Genomic DNA, 18502 nt, shown 5'->3' with positions numbered 1-18502 from the left:
CATCCTGCCTGATGTGTCTAACATATGGGCGCCGGTTCACAAGAGATGGTGCTTTCTTTCTTCTTTAATCTTTCATCCCAATACCTGTATTAGCTCTTACATACAACTCTGTGTATGACTCCTCAGACATTGTATCTTTTGATAAAAGCGTACCTAAAATAGCACCTATGAAACCAAGTGGGACAGAAAGGAGAGCTGGGTTTTTGAGTGGAAAAATCGCGCCGGCTCCCATCACATTTGGACTAATGATCACTAAGATGATCGAACTGAGCAAGCCTGTTAACATACCGGCTACGGCACCATAAGTATTAAAACGCTTCCAAAACAAACTAAAAATAATGACAGGTAAGTTGGCGCTAGCTGCTACAGCAAAGGCAAGAGCAACTAGAAATGCTACATTTTGATTTTTGCACAACAAGGCTAAGATGATCGAGATAATTCCTACTCCAACAGAGCCATATCTCGCAACCCTTATCTGTTCTGATTCGGTTGCTTTGCCATTACGTAGTACATTAGCATAGAAGTCATGAGCAAATGCTCCAGCTGCTGAGATGACTAATCCAGCAACTACAGCCAGAATCGTAGCAAAAGCAACCGCTGAAATAAATGCTAAGAAATAGGTGCCACCAAGAGCTTCTGCTAGCAATGGCGCAGACATATTACCTGATTGGTCTGCTAAAATAATCTTGTCTTGTCCTACAAGTAAGGCGGCCCCAAATCCTAAAAATGTAGTCATGATATAAAAAGCTCCAATAATCAGCATGGCCCACACTACTGATTTTCTAGCTTCTCTCGCGGTAGGGACTGTATAGAATCGAATTAAAATATGAGGTAATCCAGCAGTCCCGGCCAACAGTGCTAAACCTAGGGAAATATTATCAAGTGGATTTTTGTATAGTTTCCCAGGCTCTAGAAAGGCTTGACCGTATTGTTCAGAAACTTGGTTAAACATCTCTACCATACTGAAGTGAAACTTACTTAAAACAAGGAAGCTCAATATTAAGGTGCCTGTCATCAGAAGCACCGCTTTAATAATTTGTACCCAGGTGGTTGCGAGCATTCCTCCAAATACGACATATAAGATCATTAGTACACCGATAATAATGATAGATAATTCATAGTCTAAGCCGAGTAGAAGCTTGATGATGCCACCAGCTCCAACTAATTGGGCAATCATATAGAAGGTAGAAATAGTGATCGTACTAAGAGCAGCTACTGCACGAACAGGTTTTCTACTCATCCGATAGGCTAGCATATCGGCCAAAGTATATCGGCCTGTGTTCCGCAAGGGTTCAGCTACTACAATGAGAACCACCAGATAGGCAACTAACCAACCCACAGAATACATAAAACCGTCGAATCCATTTAGAGCAATAATCCCAGCAATCCCTAAAAAGCTAGCTGCACTCATATAATCGCCTGCAATTGCAATGCCATTTTGCCAACCTGAGATTGATTTTCCTGCTACGTAGAAGTCGGCTGTAGTGCTTGTGCGTCTAGATGCCCAGTAGGTAATCAACAATGTAATAAGGACTATGATCGCAAAAAAGAGAAAAGCCATCTAGGATAAAGCCCCCTTTGATAGATCTTTTTTCATTTGTTCAATTGTTTGATCGAGTTGATTAGCATGTCGCACATAGATAAAAGCAATAATCCATGCCATGAAAAATTGAGAAAGGGCAAAAAGATAAATTCCATTCATTGCACCAAAAACTTTTTTATTTAATAAGCCCGTGTAACCGGCCAATACCGGGAGTGCAAAGTAATAAATAACAAAGAATGTTGCTGAAAAAATCTGAAATCTCCGCCTTCGTTTCATTAGCATAATAAATTCTGATGAGCGAGCAATTTTCTTCCATTGATTAGAATGTCTCAGCTCCAATAGGACTCCTCCTTGAAATTTAATTACTTATATATAATATATCATTCATAAATAAATATTTCTTATATTTTTAATTTTATATAGTATGTTAACCTATCTAGACAAGGGATGTTTCTATCTGCTTGATTCAATCTTTAATAATAGAAACTATATAGAAAATAACTACTTTTGTTGCTAAAATGAAAACATTGCAGTCAAAATACAGAATCAAAGAGTTGATTGCAATGATATGAATATAAAGGAGAGGTGAGATTTTTGAAATATCCGATCAAATGTACGTCAATGGGGTTTATGGCTGGTGTGCTGATTACAGCTGGTTTACTAACAGGTTTTGATAGGGGAGCCAATGTAGAGGTTGGCGATCAGAATCTACATTTGCAAATTCTCAGTATCAATGATTTTCATGGGCAGATCGATAAATCAGGGAAAGCAAATGATAAAGTGACAGGTACTGCTGAATACTTAGCTACACATCTCAAACATCGTGAGGCACAAAACAAGAATACACTACTTGTCCATGCTGGAGATGTGGTAGGGGCAAGCTCTCCAGCATCTGCTTTATTGCAAGACGAGCCAACCATTGAGATTTTAAATAAGTTGAGCTTTGATGTGGGTACGGTAGGGAATCACGAATTTGATGAGGGCTTAACAGAGTTAAAGAGAATGATTGATGGGGGGTATCACCCGAAGACAGGTTTCTTTAAAGGGGCAAACTTTCCGTACATTGTAGCCAATGTATTAGATAGGAAGACAAAGAAGCCAATCCTTCCTCCACATGCAATCAAAGTAGTAGAGGGTGTGAAGGTTGGATTTATCGGAGTTGTTACCCAGACCACCCCGAATGTTGTAACGCCAGAAGGGGTAAAAGATGTAATCTTCACGGATGAAGCAGAAGCAGTAAACCAGCAAGTAAAAGAACTAAAGAAACAAGGTGTTAAAGCAATTATGGTTTTAGCACATGAAGGTGGATTCCAAGATTCTACTACAGGTAAGATTACAGGCCCGATCGCAGATATTACCCAAAAGCTCGATCCTGAAGTAGATATTGTGTTTGCTGGTCATAGTCATACGTATCTAAACGGAACAGTGGACGGTAAGATGATTATACAAGCTGGCAGCTATGGGAATGCTTTTGCTGATGTGGATGTAGTAGTGAATAAGAGAACGAAGGACGTTGTAAAAAAATCTTCTGAGATCGTTTATACATATCATGAAGGTATGACGCCTGATTCTCGTACACATGAGATTGTGGAGAAAGCGAAAGCCAGAGTAGCTCCCATCATTAGTAAAGAGGTTGCGAAATCCTCAGGAATCATTACAAGAGCAGAAAATGCTTCAGGAGAATCAGCACTCGGAAGTTTCATCGCAGATTCGCAGCGCTGGAAAATGTCGACTGAATTTGCGTTTATGAATCCAGGAGGCATTCGTGCAGACATGCCAACTGGTAAGGTGACGTGGGGGGATCTTTTTACCATCCAGCCATTTGGTAACGATCTCATATCGATGAAGCTTACGGGAGAGCAAGTAAGGAAAGTGCTTAATCAACAATTCCGAGATCCAAATCGGGTTCGTATGTTGCAAATTAGTGGTTTGACTTATAAATGGGATAGTACTCGTCCTACTGGTGATTGGATATATGACTTGAGAAAATCAGATGGAACAGAGATTGACCTAGCAAAACATTACACAGTAACAACCAATCATTTCCTGGCGACGGGGGGAGATGAATTTACTGAATTTGTAAATGGGACTCATCGTACTGTGGGACCTACAGATTTAGATGGTTTAGTAGAGTATGTAAAACAATTACCACAGCCTTTTCATGCAAAAATAGAAGGGCGTATTACCAAGGTAAATTGATTGATAAAGGTAACTTATCCGACTAAGATAAGTTACCTTTATTTTGTAACGTTATTTTAAATTGTTTCAGGACCAAATACACTTGGATTTAAGGAGGGGGTTTTATTGATTTATTCTCCAGAGCTTCATTTAGTTGTAGAGATAATGAAGTTGTTTCACTAACCCAAGGTTTATTGTTGGCGGGTAGGCTTTTGCATCATTGAACAATTGGAATAGAATGATCGAATGATTTATACTATCATTTCTCAATTCACCCCAAAATCCTTCTAATTTCTCAAAACTATAGTTAACTTTATCTAGTGAGAAGTAAAACTAATCAGGTACCACATGAAAGATATTGTTGTTCATAAGAACTTTACCTCCCACACAATACATAAGGTTACAAAATATTTGTTTTGTAACCTTATGTAAGGCTCTCTCTATCATGCTCATGGAACCATTGCCAAATTAACTTCCAGGTTTCTGGCACAATTTGATAAACTGGGCCTAATTTCGAGGTGAAAATCAAATATGTAGACGCAGGAAGTTTAATCGTTATAAAATGATCATCTTCTTGGTTTGTTTTAGAAACTCGTTGACCAACTAACATCAGATATTCACCTTTGTCCTTATCCTCATACTGAGTATAGACACCGAGCACTTCTGTCGGAGAAGACTGATCAGAAATCTTGTGAGCTATTTGCTCTGCATAGAAACGATTCCATCATTTTCCCTATCGTATACTAATATGCTGAATGTATACATATAGTTATTATTGGTATTCTTTTCTTTGGAGGTGAGCACTTTGCAAGTGTCCCGAATCTCAGTCAGTAAAGTTAATCGAACTTCTTATGAACAAAATGATATCGGTAGGTTCCAACGTGCTATTTCAGCATTGCGAGATGGTGGTGAACTAACTGTCCCTAGCGGAACTTATTATCTTGATTCCTTGACCATTGAAAAGTCGATTCACATTCGATGCGCTGGAGTTGTTGAGTTTATCCCCACAGCTCAAAACAAAGATATTTTGATCATCGAAGGAACTCGAAACGATGCCTCCTATCACCTACTCGAACCAGCGAATCGGCGCGACCCCAAAATTACTCTTTCTTCCAATCCAAGTGATATCAAACCGGGGGATATGATTGTCGTAACAGATGATTCTGTACGGTATAAAGATCATCACACAGATTTAAATACAGAGGTACATGAGGTTTTTTATGTTGAAAATAATACAATATGGCTCCGGGATTATATACGTTTGCCTAAATCCCCTGCCCCATCTGGAGTAAATGTATATAAAGTGAACCCAATAGAAAATGTGAAAATAGATGGCTTTCGGTATCGGATGTTAGAAGGATCAACTTGCGGAAGAGGTATTTATGCTAACTATGTACGTAACCTTCAGATTATGAATATACAGGGCACAAGGGGTGCTGGCTCTGGAGTGCAGGTACGAAAGGCGATTCAAACACGTGTTGAGAGGTTTGAATTTACAAATCCACAAGTAGTTGGTGGTGGTCAAGGTTATGGGGTGCAATTTTTTGGCGGATGTAATGGAATTACGGTTCGGGATGGATATACATATGGAATGCGCCACTCAGTCGACTTAGAAGGTTCATGCGAAGCATTGATAGATAATGTAGTAGATGTATGTGCCGCCGGGGCTTCATTTTTACTTAGTCACAATGGTTATAGCTCTGATGTTACGATTCAAAATTGCCGAGCTATTCATTCTGCTGGAACCGGAATTGTAGCAGATTCACAAGCAATTAGTTCAGGAAACCCCGATAAGTCCTCCCCCCTTCAACTTACTTTTTACGGATTTCAAATTCGCAACTGTGAAATTATCAATTTCGGTTTCGGTAATGCAGGAATCCATTTTTACTCCCCTTGTAAAGAAGTTTTTATCGAAGGATGTAAAATTCGATATCGCTCAGGAAGTGAAAAGGGATTATCGAAGTTATCAAATGCTGGTATACGTTTATACCCTGCTCAAACGGATGCTCAAATTCATAACTGTACAATTGAAGGCTACCGCAGGGGTATCTCTTTTCAATCCCCAGCAGGTGATTATGACAATCGCGATGACTGCCAAGTCCATATAAGTAATACAGTTATTAGAAACTGTTGTTCCGCCCTCTTCTTTAACTATGGTCGTTCAAAGCGGTTTCAAATTTCTCATATTCACTGTGAGGAGATTGAACAACAGTTTCTTGAATTAAATCAGGGGGACTTTACTCTCCTTCAGATAGACGATGTAACAATTATCCGTTCCCCAAAGTTGCGGTTTGCTAATCATAAAATCCAGATGACTAACAAAAAGTCCGCTGGAGCCGTTCGGAATATATTGATCGATGATAAAGAGTTTTCCCCTCTCCCCCACACCCTATAGGGGTAGAACCAACAACTGAACGGTAATGCGCAATTTGCTCGAATCCACACTACAGAGAACCCGATTTTTACCACGCTAAGTGTACAATCAGGTTCTCTTGTTATTTAATATCTGATATTCTGCAGCTTTACCACTTAAATTCTACTTCAAGATTCGATTTGTTCCCTGCATCATCTGTGGCTCGGATGGAAATTTTGGTTTTTCCTGAATCAATCCATGCTTTGGGAGGTTTGATCTCCATTTTTTCCGATAAGGGAATCTGAACCCAATCTTTTGTTCCTTCCAGTTGATATTCTACATTTACTGAAAGTTCATTGTTCATCCACATGGATACATCGGTATCAAACTTCATTAGATAGTCTTCAATCATCACATCCACTTTTTGATCTTGTTTGTGTACGTTTGCTTTCATGATAGGAGCCGTCTTATCAATGACTATAAATTGAGAGAAAGAACCTTCTACATTGTCTTCACCTGTTACAACAATCTCTATCTGATAAAGCCCTTGTTGTATCTCTTTTTGATCCAGCAGAGTTCCTTTCCATTTGAAACTATTCCAGCCTGATTTGATATTTTCCTCTTGATGAATCTTTCCTACTGTTTTTCCCTTCCCATTTTCCATGTCTTCGTATTTATCAACAGCCTTTAAGTTTATGCTTACATTTTTTGCACCGATCGGGGTGTAGTAAGAAAAAGTAGTATCATCTTGAATATGATCCCCATTAGGTGAGATGAAAAGATCACTAGCACTCATATAATTTACACGCTTCAAACTATTGGGATGAATACTAAAGGTAAATGGAACTCTTTCTTCATTTTTTCCTTCTTTTAGATAGAGATAACCACTATATATACCACGTGGCAAAGAACTATCTATGGTTAGTTGTAAGGGGAATTCTTCTTTGCTTTCACCCTTCACCTTGATTTCCTTGGGAACTTGGACTTGAACTCCTTTGCCCCTATGTGCCAATTCCACACGACTTACATACGTTCGATTTTGTTTGCTCCTATTTTGGATGGTAATCTCTCGATCCAGCTTGACTTCTCCGCTGTTTGGCTTGATCATTCCATATGTAAGGTTATTTGGAATGGCAAGAGTGGTTGTCGAAATGGCTTTCGAGATATCAATACGACCTGAACCTTGCGTCATGACATCATAACTCTTACCCTTTTTATCAGTCAGTAGCTTTGCAGTATTCGAGAGTGCCGCCTTAATTTCTTCAGGTGTCCATTCGGGATGCATTTGCTTGATCAGAGCAACTGCTCCCGTTACTTGTGGTGCTGCCTGACTCGTTCCACTTGCACCTCCATATTTATTATTCGGTAGTGTACTCGTAATCCCAACCCCCGGGGCTACGATATCGGGTTTAATTGCCCATGTTTTATGGACGGGTCCGCGAGAGCTACTATCTGCCACCAATTCGTGCGAGGCAGATCCACTCACAGAGAGTTTATTTTTCCCTTCCTTTAATGTGGCCTTTAGTACATCAGCATCCATGCTAGATATCTGAGCCATAGGAATTTTACTTGATATATCGGATTTTGCCCCTTGCACACTTTCTTCCCCTTTTATAGAAAAGAGAACTCCCGTTGCTCCAGTATTTTGAGCTGTAGAAATAAAGGCCTCTATGACAGAAGAATCTATGTCGCTATCTTCAGACTGTATGAGAACCAATTTTCCTTTTACATCTAAAGTTTTATAGTCTGACGGTGATCCAGATCCTACATCTACTACCTCAAATGAAGTATTGGAGAAAGAGTGAGTTGTCATCATAATGCCTTCCAACATTTTCGATATACCCGTCATTTGAAAGGTAAGATAGTTTCTAGGTATGGCAGATGAACCCACCGAGATGACATTTTCAAGTGTTGCGAGATTTTGAAGTGACCAGTCGCCAGCTGCACCGTTATTTCCATTGGCTACGACTACCGAAACACCCATCTTAGTTGTATTATCTAAAGCGATACTAAGTGCATCGTCTGGATAGTTATAATCTTTTTCCACACCAACCGAGATATTCATTACATCAGCACCATCGCTAACCGCCCTTTCAATCCCTGCTATCATATCCCCAGATGTTGTTCCCATCCGATAAGCTAAGATCGATGCTTTTGGAGCAATCCCTTTGAGTTTTCCGTTGGCAGCAATAATTCCAGCAACATGAGTACCGTGTCCTCCTCCGTATGGATCAAGAGGGTCATTATCCCGATCTACTTGATCGTATCCTCCGATATAATTATCCTTTAAATCAGGATGTTTGTAATCTATTCCCGTATCAAGTACTGCGACTTTTATCCCCTTCCCATCGACTGGAAGGCCCTTTTGATCTTTCATCTTCCATATTTCCGGAGCACCTATAGTAGGTCCACCTATCGATTGAGGTTTATAGGTTGAAATTGGGTAAACCGCTTTTACTTCAGGTAGAACCGCTAATTTCGGGATTTCATTAGCTGGGATGGATACATGAAATCCCGAAAAAACCATGCTAAACTGTTGCTTCATTTCTATCTTCGGACTTACCTTTTTCATCTTTTGTTCTACTTCCCCTATTGCACGTTTCACCTGCGATTCGCGTTCTTTTATTTCAGTTGTCTTCAAGTTCTTATAATTCTTTACAAAGCTTCCTGTGGGAGATTGACTGATTTCAATCATGACATCAACTGGTTTACTTGATTTCATTTGAATATGTTTGGAAACTTTACTCCCCTCTTCTTCAAAAAACTTTTGTAGTATCTGTGGTTTATTTTGTGGTGATATCGCTTCGATCGGTGCAGTCATCAATCCAAGAATAGAAATCGTCATCACCGTATGTAGTATAGCTAGTCTCTTCTTTTTCACGAACATTCCCCCATTTTTACTGAAAATCCAGATTTACTTGTAATATAGATAATAACCAATGGGGATCAAGATGAGATCAAGATGCAATGAAGATAAGATAAAATAAACAAATATACATCATAATATTAATCCATGGAACCAAGTTAAAAACACCAAGCTCATTGAGAGATTTTGGTTTTTAACTTGGTTAATATGCTTTTTTATAGAAAACAAAAAAGCCACCTGCTAATACTCCTGTATAGCAGGTGGCTTTAAAGAATATTATCGTTGAAAATCAAACAGAGCCAAATCCGGACTCTTTGTTCCTTGATATAGATCAAGCAATAATTTAGAGCCAGTTACAACAGAGAGAATTCCATTACTTCCATACCCCAAGTTAAAATAACAATTTGGATAATAGTCCACTTGACCGATGAAAGGGAGTCCATCTTTAGTGTTATTAAAAAGTGCATGGTATTGGAATTCGATATCAGAATGCTGTACCTCTAAATGAGGGAAGAACTCTTGCAGCTTGGTCAATAATCGACTATATTGTTGTTCGACTAATGGGTCTTCATCATCTAGATTCGATATTTTGCTACTTACACCACCCGCATTTACATCTTCTCCACCGATGATAATTCGTTGATCTTTTGTACCTCTAACATATGTATAAGGTTCATCCGTATCGCGTATGATGCATCTGTCATACCAGCCAGGAATCTCTGAATATGGCTTAGTGACAATGTTAAAAGTACGTGCCAATGATCCCAATCGTTGTCCGCGAATCAAGTTCTTAGCCTCGTATCCTGTGCAAATCACAATTTTTTGAGCTGTTATATTGAAGCCGTGTTGAGTAGTTACTTTCGTTTGACCATTTGAAGGCTCATCATAAATCTTGTCTATATCTGTATTCTCAAAAATCTGCACCCCGGCTTTTTCTGCTTCTCGGAGCAAAGCGTGAGTAAGTCTGTACGGGTTTACTGTTCCAGCTCCACCAGTGGATAAAATCCCCCCTGCGATCGGAAAAGAAAAACGCTCATTGTTTTCTTCTGATTGAACCCACTCTACAGGAAATCCATGCTTCCTTCGAAGATTGAACTCTCTCTCTAACCAGCGTACATCATTCTTTTTTGGTGAATAATAAAGGCAAGGTGAACGAGAAAACTCACAGTCATCATCAAGGGTCTGGATAATCTGTTCCAGCTCGGAGACAGCATCAAAACACAATTGAAAAGATCGAACCGCCGTATCAATCCCATACATACTTTGCAACTGTACCATATTGGTATCTATTTCATATTGGAGAATCGATGTCGAAGCCCTAGTACTTAGATATCCAATAATAGTCCTCTCGACTAATACAGTTTGAATTCCAGCTTTTGCAAATTGATAGGCAGTGATTGCCCCAGCAATTCCTCCGCCAATAATAACAACTTCTGTTTGAATATCAGTTGTTAAATATGGATATTGTTTGGGAACAGTTGTCTGAGCGGTCCAAAGACAGTTACCTGCTACATATCGCATCTCTATCACTCCTATTACTCAGTTTCGACAGAAATGTCATATATAATGCATAAAAGAAGAAATTTAAATGGTGATTGAGATTCTCACGAAATTATGTCACCATATATAGTTGTACTTTAAAAAAGCAGGTGATAAGAATGTCTAATATAAATACCAATAAACCTTATCTGGTTATCCTCTATTATCAATATGTACCGATCGAAAGTCCAGTGCAATTTTCTAAAGAACACTTACATTTTTGCAAAAGAATTCATTTAAAAGGACGAATTTTAGTCTCTCATGAAGGAATTAACGGCACCGTATCAGGAACAAAAGAAAATATTGAGCGTTATATGGAATATATGAAGTCCCATCCTCTTTTTACAAACATGCAATTTAAAGTGGATTTCCATGATGGGCACGCCTTCAAAAAAATGCATGTCCGTCCTAGAAAAGAGCTCGTTGCCTGGAACTTAGATGCGGAGATCGATATCGATCCAAATCAGTTAACCGGGAAACATGTATCTCCAAAAGAGTTCCATCAATTGTTGCAGCGGAATGATGTAATAATCATTGATGGACGAAATGATTATGAATACGACCTAGGCCATTTTCGTGGAGCTATCCGCCCTGAACTGCAAACTACTCGTGAATTTCCCAAGTGGGTTCGTGAAAACTTGAATGAATTTAAAGATAAAAAAATTCTCACCTACTGTACAGGTGGAATTCGTTGTGAAAAACTATCAGGCTTTCTACTAAATGAAGGATTTCAAGATGTAGTTCAATTAGATGGCGGAATCGTTACCTATGGACAAGATCCAGAGGTTCAAGGCGATTTGTTCGAAGGGTCTTGCTACGTGTTTGATGATCGAATTTCGGTTCCGATCAACCGCGTTCAGCCCACCGTTATTACAACCTGTCATCATTGTGGAACAAAATCAGACCAATATATCAATTGTCAAAATACCTCATGCGATCAGCGTCACATTGTTTGTGCACAATGCTTGGAAAAATATCAAGGGTATTGTTCTGCTAACTGTAAAGAACATAAATAACCAAACAGTCCCCCTCTCATTTCTCAGAGCTGGGGGCTGTTTGGTTATTGCATATTCATTTGGTGGACTTTTCTTGTTTTTGAACATAAAAATCATAACATTATCTATTGATAATAAATTAACTCCACTCTATAATAATATAGTATTAAAACAATTACTAATCTTAGTATATTACTAGGTTAAAGAAGGAGTGCTCTACATTGAAGACCAAGAAATCGGTCGTTGCATTACTTACTACCTCATTCCTCGTAGCTACATCATTCGCAACCCCAGCACTTCAAACGAATGTAAATGCTATCCCGAAAGATACCTCTAAGGATGGCCATATTGATTGGTCTATTGTCAATCAAGATAAGTTGATTCGAGCACTGAAAGAGCAAGGTAAGATCAAAGAAAGTGCTTCCCCGAAGGAAATTGAAACAGCAGTTGAGCAGTTTGTAAAAAAAGGGGAAACTCCTTTTGCTAAAACAGATGGTATTGATACCAGATCGAAGTTTGGTAAAGATGCTAAGAAAGGGAAAGAAGGAAAACAACAGAAAACCTTAAAGGAAGTTGAGAATCTACAAGAATCAGACAACTCCCGTTTAGATTCAAATTCTAAAAAATCACAACATCAAGAAAATGGTGTTGTTGCGTTAATTGAATTTCCGAATTTTAAACATAATCAAATCAAACAAGATTCTCCTCATGACTTCTGGGTGAAGGATTTTAATCAAAAGCATTATCAGAATTTACTCTTTAATGCTAATGGTTTCAAAACAGATACAGGTAAGAAGTACATCTCCTTCCGTCAATACTATCTTCAGCAGTCATCAGGATACTGGGATGTAGATGGCACGGTAACTCCATGGATTCAAGCAAAAAATGATGCAGCGTACTATGGTGGACATAAAGGTTCAGCAAAAGATGCTGACCCGCGAGCTCTTGTTAAAGAAACTCTGGAGACTGTAGGAAAACAAATCGCAGGGAATGAAGCAAAATACGATGTTCGCGATCCTTATGATCTAGACAAAGATGGAAATGTCATGGAACCAGACGGTATCTTAGATGCACTCTTCATTGTTCACTCTGGTACGGGTGAAGAAGCGGGTGGTGGCGAACTTGGCGAAAACGCTATTTGGTCCCATCGTTCTGTTATCTCTGACAAACCTGTTGAGATCCCAGGTACGAATCTCAAAGCTTTCGACTATATTATTCAACCAGAAGATGGTGCAGTAGGTGTATTTGCCCATGAGTATGGTCACAATATTGGTTTGCCTGATGAGTACGATACTGGGTATTCAGGATCTGGATCTCCTGTAGAGTATTGGTCATTAATGTCTGGTGGTAGCTGGGCTGGTAAGGTATTAGGTACTGAGCCAACAGGAATTAGTCCATGGGCTAAACTTTATTTCCACGAAACGTTTGGTGGAAATTGGCCAGCTCCTAAAGTAGTTGATCTGGACAAATTAGGCAAGAAGAAAAAGCAATTTAAGCTCGATGAAGCAGTGAAAGACGGTAAAAAAGGTAAGCTTATCAAAGTAAACTTGCCTGATGTGGAAAAACCAGCCATCACAAAGCCTATGGGGAAATTAGCTTACTTTTCCACAAAGGGTGACTTATTAAATACCAAAATGACATCACCTGAAATTGATCTAACCAATGCTACAGAGTCAAAACTTAGCTTTGATTCATGGAGAGATATTGAACAAGATTACGATTATCTATATGTAAATGTCTATGCTGACGGTTCTCCTACTCCTGTTAACATCAAAACATATACAGGCTCTAACGGAAAATGGGAAAATGAACAACTTGATCTGAAAGATTTTCTTGGCAAGAAGATTAAAATTGAGTTTAACTACGTAACGGATGTAGGGCTAGCACTAGAAGGTTTTGTCGTAGATAATATTCTAGTAACAGCAGATGGAAAAAACATATTCCAAGATAATGTAGAAGAAAAAACATCTTTTACACTGGAAGGTTTTAAAACATTTGATGGTGCCCCTACCCCATTCCCTAACTATTACTTGATCGAATGGCGTACTCATAATGGAGTTGATCAAGGACTTGCAAATATCCGTCGTTCAGACAGCATTCTAAAGTATGATCCAGGTATGGTTGTATGGTATTACGATGGACGTTACGGGGAAGATAACATGACAGGTAAACACCCAGGTGAAGGATTCCTTGGAGTCGTTGATTCGCATCAAAATGGTCTTTACTGGGATAATGGAACTGTAGCGCCTACACGCTTCCAGTTAGCAGATGCTGCTTTTGGTACAACCAAAACATCTTCTATTAATATCAAGTATCCAACTTATGCCATGAGGTACCCTTCTCAAGCTGGAATTCGTACCTTCGATGATCGTTACAACTACGCAAGTCCAGCTAGTCCGGAATCAGGTAAGATTCTACCGAGAAATGGTTTGAAAGTAACTGTGAAGAAGTCGACTGACAAAGGACGAAGCGCAGTAATTGAGATTTCCAAAACCAAATAATACACAAAGAGAGTACTGCTAATTTCAGCAGTACTCTCTTTGTGTATTATTTGTATACGGACACCAACCTATTTTATTTCTAAATTTATTGATAATACAAATATATTTGAATTATAATAAAAATGTAACTGGATTATCTCATATAAGGAGGGGCTATGGTGAGGCATAGCAGATCAATAATTGCCCTACTCTCTACTTCATTACTGGTAGGAACGGCATTTATAACCCCATCACTCCAGTCAGATGTTCATGCCACAACAACAAAGACGGCTCTTGAGGAGACAGACCATATCGACTGGCCTGTTATCAATCAGGACAAGCTAGTCCGTACACTGAAGAAACAAGGGAAAATCAAAGAAAGTGCTTCTCAAACTGATATTGAGAAAGCTGTTAAGGAGTATGTCCAGAATGGCAAAACTCCTTTTGCCGAAACAGACGGTTTAGATGTCACTTCCAAGTTTGGTAAAAGGGCGGAAAAAGGAAAGAAAGCAAGTTTTGAGCGTAGTTCGAAAGAGATTGCGAACTTCGCGGAGTCTAATGCCTCTTCCCCCTCCAAACCTGCGAAGCATAATGAAAATGGTGTTGTTGCGTTAATTGAATTTCCCAATTTTAAACACAATCAGATTAAACCGGATTCTCCGTTTGACTTTTGGGTAAAGGATTTTAACCAAAAACATTATCAGGATTTACTTTTTAACCCAAAGGGTTTTAAGAATGATAAAGGTGAGCAGTTCCTCTCCTTCCGACGGTATTACATGGAGCAATCCTCCGGCTTTTGGGATGTAAATGGTACTGTAACCCCATGGGTGCAATCGAAATATGAGGCTGCCTATTATGGGGGGCATCAAGGAAATAACAAAGATGCTAACCCAAGAGCATTGGTTGTAGAGACCCTAGAAAGTGTAGGGCAACAAATCAAAGGTAAAGAAGCAAAGTACGATGTTCGTGATCCGTATGATCAAGATGGCGATGGAAATGTAATGGAACCAGACGGTATCTTAGATGCACTCTTCATTGTTCACTCTGGTACGGGTGAAGAAGCGGGTGGTGGCGAACTAGGTGGAGATGCTATTTGGTCCCATCGTTCTGTTATTGCTGATCAACCTGTCCCAATCCCTGGCAGTAGTTTAAAAGCTTATGATTATATTATTCAGCCAGAAGATGGCGCGGTCGGAGTGTTTGTGCACGAATATGGACATAACATTGGTTTACCTGATGAATACGATACCGGTTCAACAGGCTCGGGATCCCCTGTTGAATATTGGTCTGCTATGTCCCTGGGAAGTTGGGCTGGACGCACATTAGGGATGGAGCCCCCCGGCTTAAGTGCATGGGCTAAATTATATTTCCATGAGACGTTCGGAGGAAATTGGCCTGTTCCCAAGGTAGTGGATCTGAAGAAATTAGGGAAGAAAAAATTGACACTGGAACTGGATGAGGCTGTGAAAAATGGGAAATATGGAAAGTTATTAAAGGTGAACTTGTCTGATGTAAACAAGGAAGCAGCAACACAACCTTTAGGAGAATTATCTTATTTCTCTACAAAAGGAGATTTTATCAATACGAAAATGACCTCTCCTGAGATTGATCTGACAAGCGCTACCACTGCGAATCTCTCTTTTGATGCTTGGTGGGATTTGGAAGTAGATTATGATTTTATCTATGTAAATGTTTATGCAGACGGCTCCACAACCCCTGTTAAAATCAAGACTTACACAGGGACGAATGGGAAGTGGCAAAATGAGCAATTGGATCTAGCCGCCTTTATCGGGAAAAAGGTTAGGATTGAATTTAATTATGTAACAGATATCGCCATTGCCCAAGAAGGTTTTTTTGTGGACAATATTCAGGTAAAGGCAAATAATAACAATATATTCCAAGATGATGTGGAAGGTACTCCTGCTTTTACATTACAAGGATTTAAAACATTTGACGGCTCCCCTACTCCCTTCCCGAACTACTACTTGATCGAGTGGCGTACACATAATGGCTTAGATCAAGGATTAGCTCACATTCGTCGTCATGAAAGTCTCCTTCGATATGATCCAGGTATGGTCATATGGTATTACGATGGACGTTACGGCGAAGACAATATGACAGGTAAACATCCGGGTGAAGGATTCCTTGGAGTCGTTGACTCGCATCAAAAAGGATTTTATTGGGATAATGGAAATGCAGCTCAAACAGGAGTACAGTTAGCCGACTCAGCTTTTGGTCTCACGAGAACATCACCTATTGATATCAAATATCCAACGTATGCAATGAAATATCCTTCCCAACCTGGCGTTCGCACCTTCTTTGATGGAAACGATTACACAAGCCCATACAAGCCTGAATCTGGTAAAAAATTACCTAAAAACGGCTTGAAAATAACGGTTAAAGACACATTTGATAGAGGGCGAACTGCTCTTGTAGAGTTTTCTAAATCAAAATGACGTTAAAAAACCCGATTTTTTCACTATCAGCGAAAAAATCGGGTTTTTTATCTATTTGGATTACTATTCTTTTAACCAAGAGTTGGCAAGCTTCATAGCTCCTTTAGCTGCCTCTGTATCTGCTAATGCATTTAGCATAACAAAATCATGAATAGCCCCTTGGAAACGTACAGATGTAACTTTTACTCCAGCCTCTCTAAGCTTATTAGCATAAGCTTCTCCTTCATCGCGTAAAACATCTGCCTCCGCTGTGATGACCAATGCCTCTGGTAATCCCTGTAGCTGTTCCGTTGTGGCACGTAAAGGTGATGCTGTAATCTCATTACGATCCTTTTCGCTTGTTGTATACTGATCCCAGAACCATTTCATCGCGTCTTGACGCAAGAAATATCCCTCTTTAAATTGTTTGTATGATTCGGTTTCAAAGGAAGCATCTGTTACTGGATAAAATAGAAGCTGTTTCTGGATCTTTGGACCTTTTCTTTCTTTTGCCATTAATGTAATAGCAGCTGACATGTTTCCACCTACGCTATCCCCAGCAACCGAGATTTTATCAGGGTTCATACCACGTTCCTTCCCATTTTTGCTAACCCAGTTTAGTGCAGAATAAACCTCTTCGATGGCTTTCGGATATTTAGCTTCTGGAGAAAGACTATAGTTGGTAAAGACAACAGCTGATTGTGATCCAACAGCAAGTTCACGGATTAGGCGATCATGGGTATGTGCGTTCCCAAACACCCAGCCAGCACCATGTGTATATAAAATAATTGGGAGATCCTTAGGGGCATTTTTTGGTTTGACAATGCGCACAGATACTTTTTCCGATGACGATCCTACTGGTATTGTAATGTCTTCCATATCCACATCTGGTTTTTTAATAGGTTCTGATTGTACTTTATCTACTGTTTTTCTACCTTCTACTGGACCTAAATCAAACAAATAAGGTGGGTTCTTCGTTGCATCTGCAAACTCTTGAGCTTTTGGTTCTAGTACCACTTTGTTCACACTCTTTTCTTTAGATTCTTTATTTTGGTTATCTGCTTTTCCTGAAACATTTGATGAACAAGCTACTAAAGCAAAAATCGCTCCGGTAACTAGTATGCCCATTTTTGTTGCTTTTGGTATTGATGCATATTGTTTCGGCATCATTTATTCCCTCCTGTGTTTTATATTGTGCAAAATTAAATTTTGTAAAATAAATATAACATGGATTTCAATAGTCGTCAATAGCATGGTTAATTATATTTTGCGCAATATAAATTTTTATCGCCATTTTGTAACCTATAATTTAAACTCATGAGACCAATGAGTAAAAAAGGAATATGTCCTATTTTTACACGTATCTTCTAGGTATCTCATATAAATAAAAGCAACCATAATCTGAAAATTATGGTTGCTTTTATTTATATGATTTTCCGTGCTCTACTTTAAGAAAGAAGGGATATTCATGGCTTGTCGAAATCGATTACGTTCTGTAATTCCAATCATAGGTAGAAATGATAGTGCAAATCAGTATAGTACAATTTATGGTGTTGATCCTAGTCGGATAAATGAGGCAATAGCTTTGGCAACAGCATTCAATAGAGCTATTAATCCCCAAACATTACAGTTTGATTTGAATAAGGCAACACAAATTGCACAAAGCGAAAACCTATGGGTTATAGGAAAAATAGATCAAACCATCATCAGTCAAACTATTCAAATTGATAGTATGGTAAATCAAATCATGCAGGCACTGAGTCAAATGCTTAATGCGTCTTTTCCTGAAGGAGAAATAGCGAATCAATTAACTATTGCTATGACAAATGTTTTTACAAATTTAAACTTGCAAGAAAGTTCATCTTGGATTTTTTGGAAGAAGGAAGATGCTCATAGTACAACCTATTTGTATAATATACTTTTTGCTATTGAATCTAGGGGATGTATATCATGTATCCCTATGGGATTTGAAATTTCAGTTGATATTGAAAAAGAAAAAGTACTATTTATCACTATTAAGGATAAACATACTTATTCAGTTCGCTTAACTGCCATAAATGCATATGGAACGGCCTGTCTACCTTGAGCTTCAGTGTTAATTGTACTAGTCATG

General features: G+C 39.0%; 11 protein-coding genes and 1 pseudogene. 6 read left to right on the top strand and 6 right to left on the bottom strand.

The window, feature by feature from the left end; all coding sequences use genetic code 11:
* Nucleotides 1-64 precede the first annotated feature (64 nt).
* Nucleotides 65-1561, bottom strand: a complete 1497-nt coding sequence (locus BT147_RS00115) for a monocarboxylic acid transporter (protein ID WP_072329681.1) — start codon at nucleotides 1559-1561, stop codon at nucleotides 65-67.
* Nucleotides 1562-1882: a DUF485 domain-containing protein gene (locus BT147_RS00110; protein ID WP_083426248.1), complete on the bottom strand. Its 321-nt coding sequence runs from the start codon at nucleotides 1880-1882 to the stop codon at nucleotides 1562-1564.
* Between the two features lie 246 nt (nucleotides 1883-2128).
* Between BT147_RS00110 and BT147_RS00105 the strand changes: the two genes are divergently transcribed.
* Nucleotides 2129-3742 carry a bifunctional metallophosphatase/5'-nucleotidase gene (locus tag BT147_RS00105; RefSeq protein WP_502688545.1) on the top strand — a complete coding sequence of 538 codons (1614 nt, stop codon included), beginning with the start codon at nucleotides 2129-2131 and terminating at the stop codon, nucleotides 3740-3742.
* Between the two features lie 403 nt (nucleotides 3743-4145).
* Here BT147_RS00105 and BT147_RS00100 read toward each other — a convergent pair.
* Nucleotides 4146-4433, bottom strand: a pseudogene (locus BT147_RS00100) (GyrI-like domain-containing protein); the annotation flags it as partial.
* A 99-nt stretch (nucleotides 4434-4532) separates the two neighbouring features.
* Here BT147_RS00100 and BT147_RS00095 point away from each other — a divergent pair.
* A complete protein-coding gene (locus BT147_RS00095) occupies nucleotides 4533-6116 on the top strand; it encodes a right-handed parallel beta-helix repeat-containing protein (RefSeq protein WP_286118968.1) in 1584 nt (527 codons plus the stop codon).
* A gap of 127 nt (nucleotides 6117-6243) precedes the next feature.
* Here BT147_RS00095 and BT147_RS00090 read toward each other — a convergent pair whose 3' ends face one another.
* Both BT147_RS00090 and BT147_RS00085 read right to left on the bottom strand, forming a co-directional pair.
* Complete coding sequence (locus tag BT147_RS00090; protein WP_177239609.1) at nucleotides 6244-8955, bottom strand: S8 family serine peptidase; 2712 nt, start codon at nucleotides 8953-8955, stop codon at nucleotides 6244-6246.
* Between the two features lie 261 nt (nucleotides 8956-9216).
* Nucleotides 9217-10461 carry an NAD(P)/FAD-dependent oxidoreductase gene (locus tag BT147_RS00085; protein WP_072329669.1) on the bottom strand — a complete coding sequence of 415 codons (1245 nt, stop codon included), beginning with the start codon at nucleotides 10459-10461 and terminating at the stop codon, nucleotides 9217-9219.
* Between the two features lie 146 nt (nucleotides 10462-10607).
* On the opposite strand from BT147_RS00085, the gene trhO reads away from it, so the two are divergent.
* The 3 genes from trhO (at nucleotide 10608) to BT147_RS00070 (ending at nucleotide 16410) form a co-directional block, all read left to right on the top strand.
* Nucleotides 10608-11495: an oxygen-dependent tRNA uridine(34) hydroxylase TrhO gene (gene trhO, locus BT147_RS00080; RefSeq protein ID WP_072330807.1), complete on the top strand. Its 888-nt coding sequence runs from the start codon at nucleotides 10608-10610 to the stop codon at nucleotides 11493-11495.
* A gap of 200 nt (nucleotides 11496-11695) precedes the next feature.
* The gene (locus BT147_RS00075; protein WP_072329667.1) at nucleotides 11696-13975 is read left to right on the top strand and encodes an immune inhibitor A domain-containing protein; all 2280 of its coding nucleotides are present in this window, start codon (nucleotides 11696-11698) and stop codon (nucleotides 13973-13975) included.
* A 158-nt stretch (nucleotides 13976-14133) separates the two neighbouring features.
* Nucleotides 14134-16410 (top strand): immune inhibitor A domain-containing protein, encoded by a 2277-nt coding sequence (locus BT147_RS00070; RefSeq protein WP_072329665.1) that lies wholly within the window; start codon nucleotides 14134-14136, stop codon nucleotides 16408-16410.
* Nucleotides 16411-16473: 63 nt separating this feature from the next.
* Here BT147_RS00070 and BT147_RS00065 read toward each other — a convergent pair whose 3' ends face one another.
* Nucleotides 16474-17559: an alpha/beta hydrolase gene (locus tag BT147_RS00065; RefSeq protein ID WP_286118826.1), complete on the bottom strand. Its 1086-nt coding sequence runs from the start codon at nucleotides 17557-17559 to the stop codon at nucleotides 16474-16476.
* Nucleotides 17560-17857: 298 nt separating this feature from the next.
* On the opposite strand from BT147_RS00065, the gene BT147_RS00060 reads away from it, so the two are divergent.
* The gene (locus tag BT147_RS00060) at nucleotides 17858-18475 is read left to right on the top strand and encodes a hypothetical protein (protein WP_072329663.1); all 618 of its coding nucleotides are present in this window, start codon (nucleotides 17858-17860) and stop codon (nucleotides 18473-18475) included.
* Nucleotides 18476-18502 lie beyond the last annotated feature (27 nt).

It is taken from the genome of Thermoactinomyces sp. DSM 45891 (genome assembly GCF_900119485.1).
In the GTDB taxonomy this organism is placed as follows: domain Bacteria; phylum Bacillota; class Bacilli; order Thermoactinomycetales; family Thermoactinomycetaceae; genus Baia.
Note: the sequence above shows the minus strand (reverse complement) of the source record. Positions and strands in the feature narration are given on the sequence as shown.

Excerpts from the sequence above, each read along its gene's own strand:
- BT147_RS00115 (WP_072329681.1), bottom strand. The coding sequence starts at position 1,561 with ATGGCTTTTCTCTTTTTTGCGATCATAGTCCTTATTACATTGTTGATT.
- BT147_RS00085 (WP_072329669.1), bottom strand. The coding sequence starts at position 10,461 with ATGCGATATGTAGCAGGTAACTGTCTTTGGACCGCTCAGACAACTGTT.
- BT147_RS00065 (WP_286118826.1), bottom strand. The coding sequence starts at position 17,559 with ATGATGCCGAAACAATATGCATCAATACCAAAAGCAACAAAAATGGGC.
- BT147_RS00060 (WP_072329663.1), top strand. The coding sequence starts at position 17,858 with ATGGCTTGTCGAAATCGATTACGTTCTGTAATTCCAATCATAGGTAGA.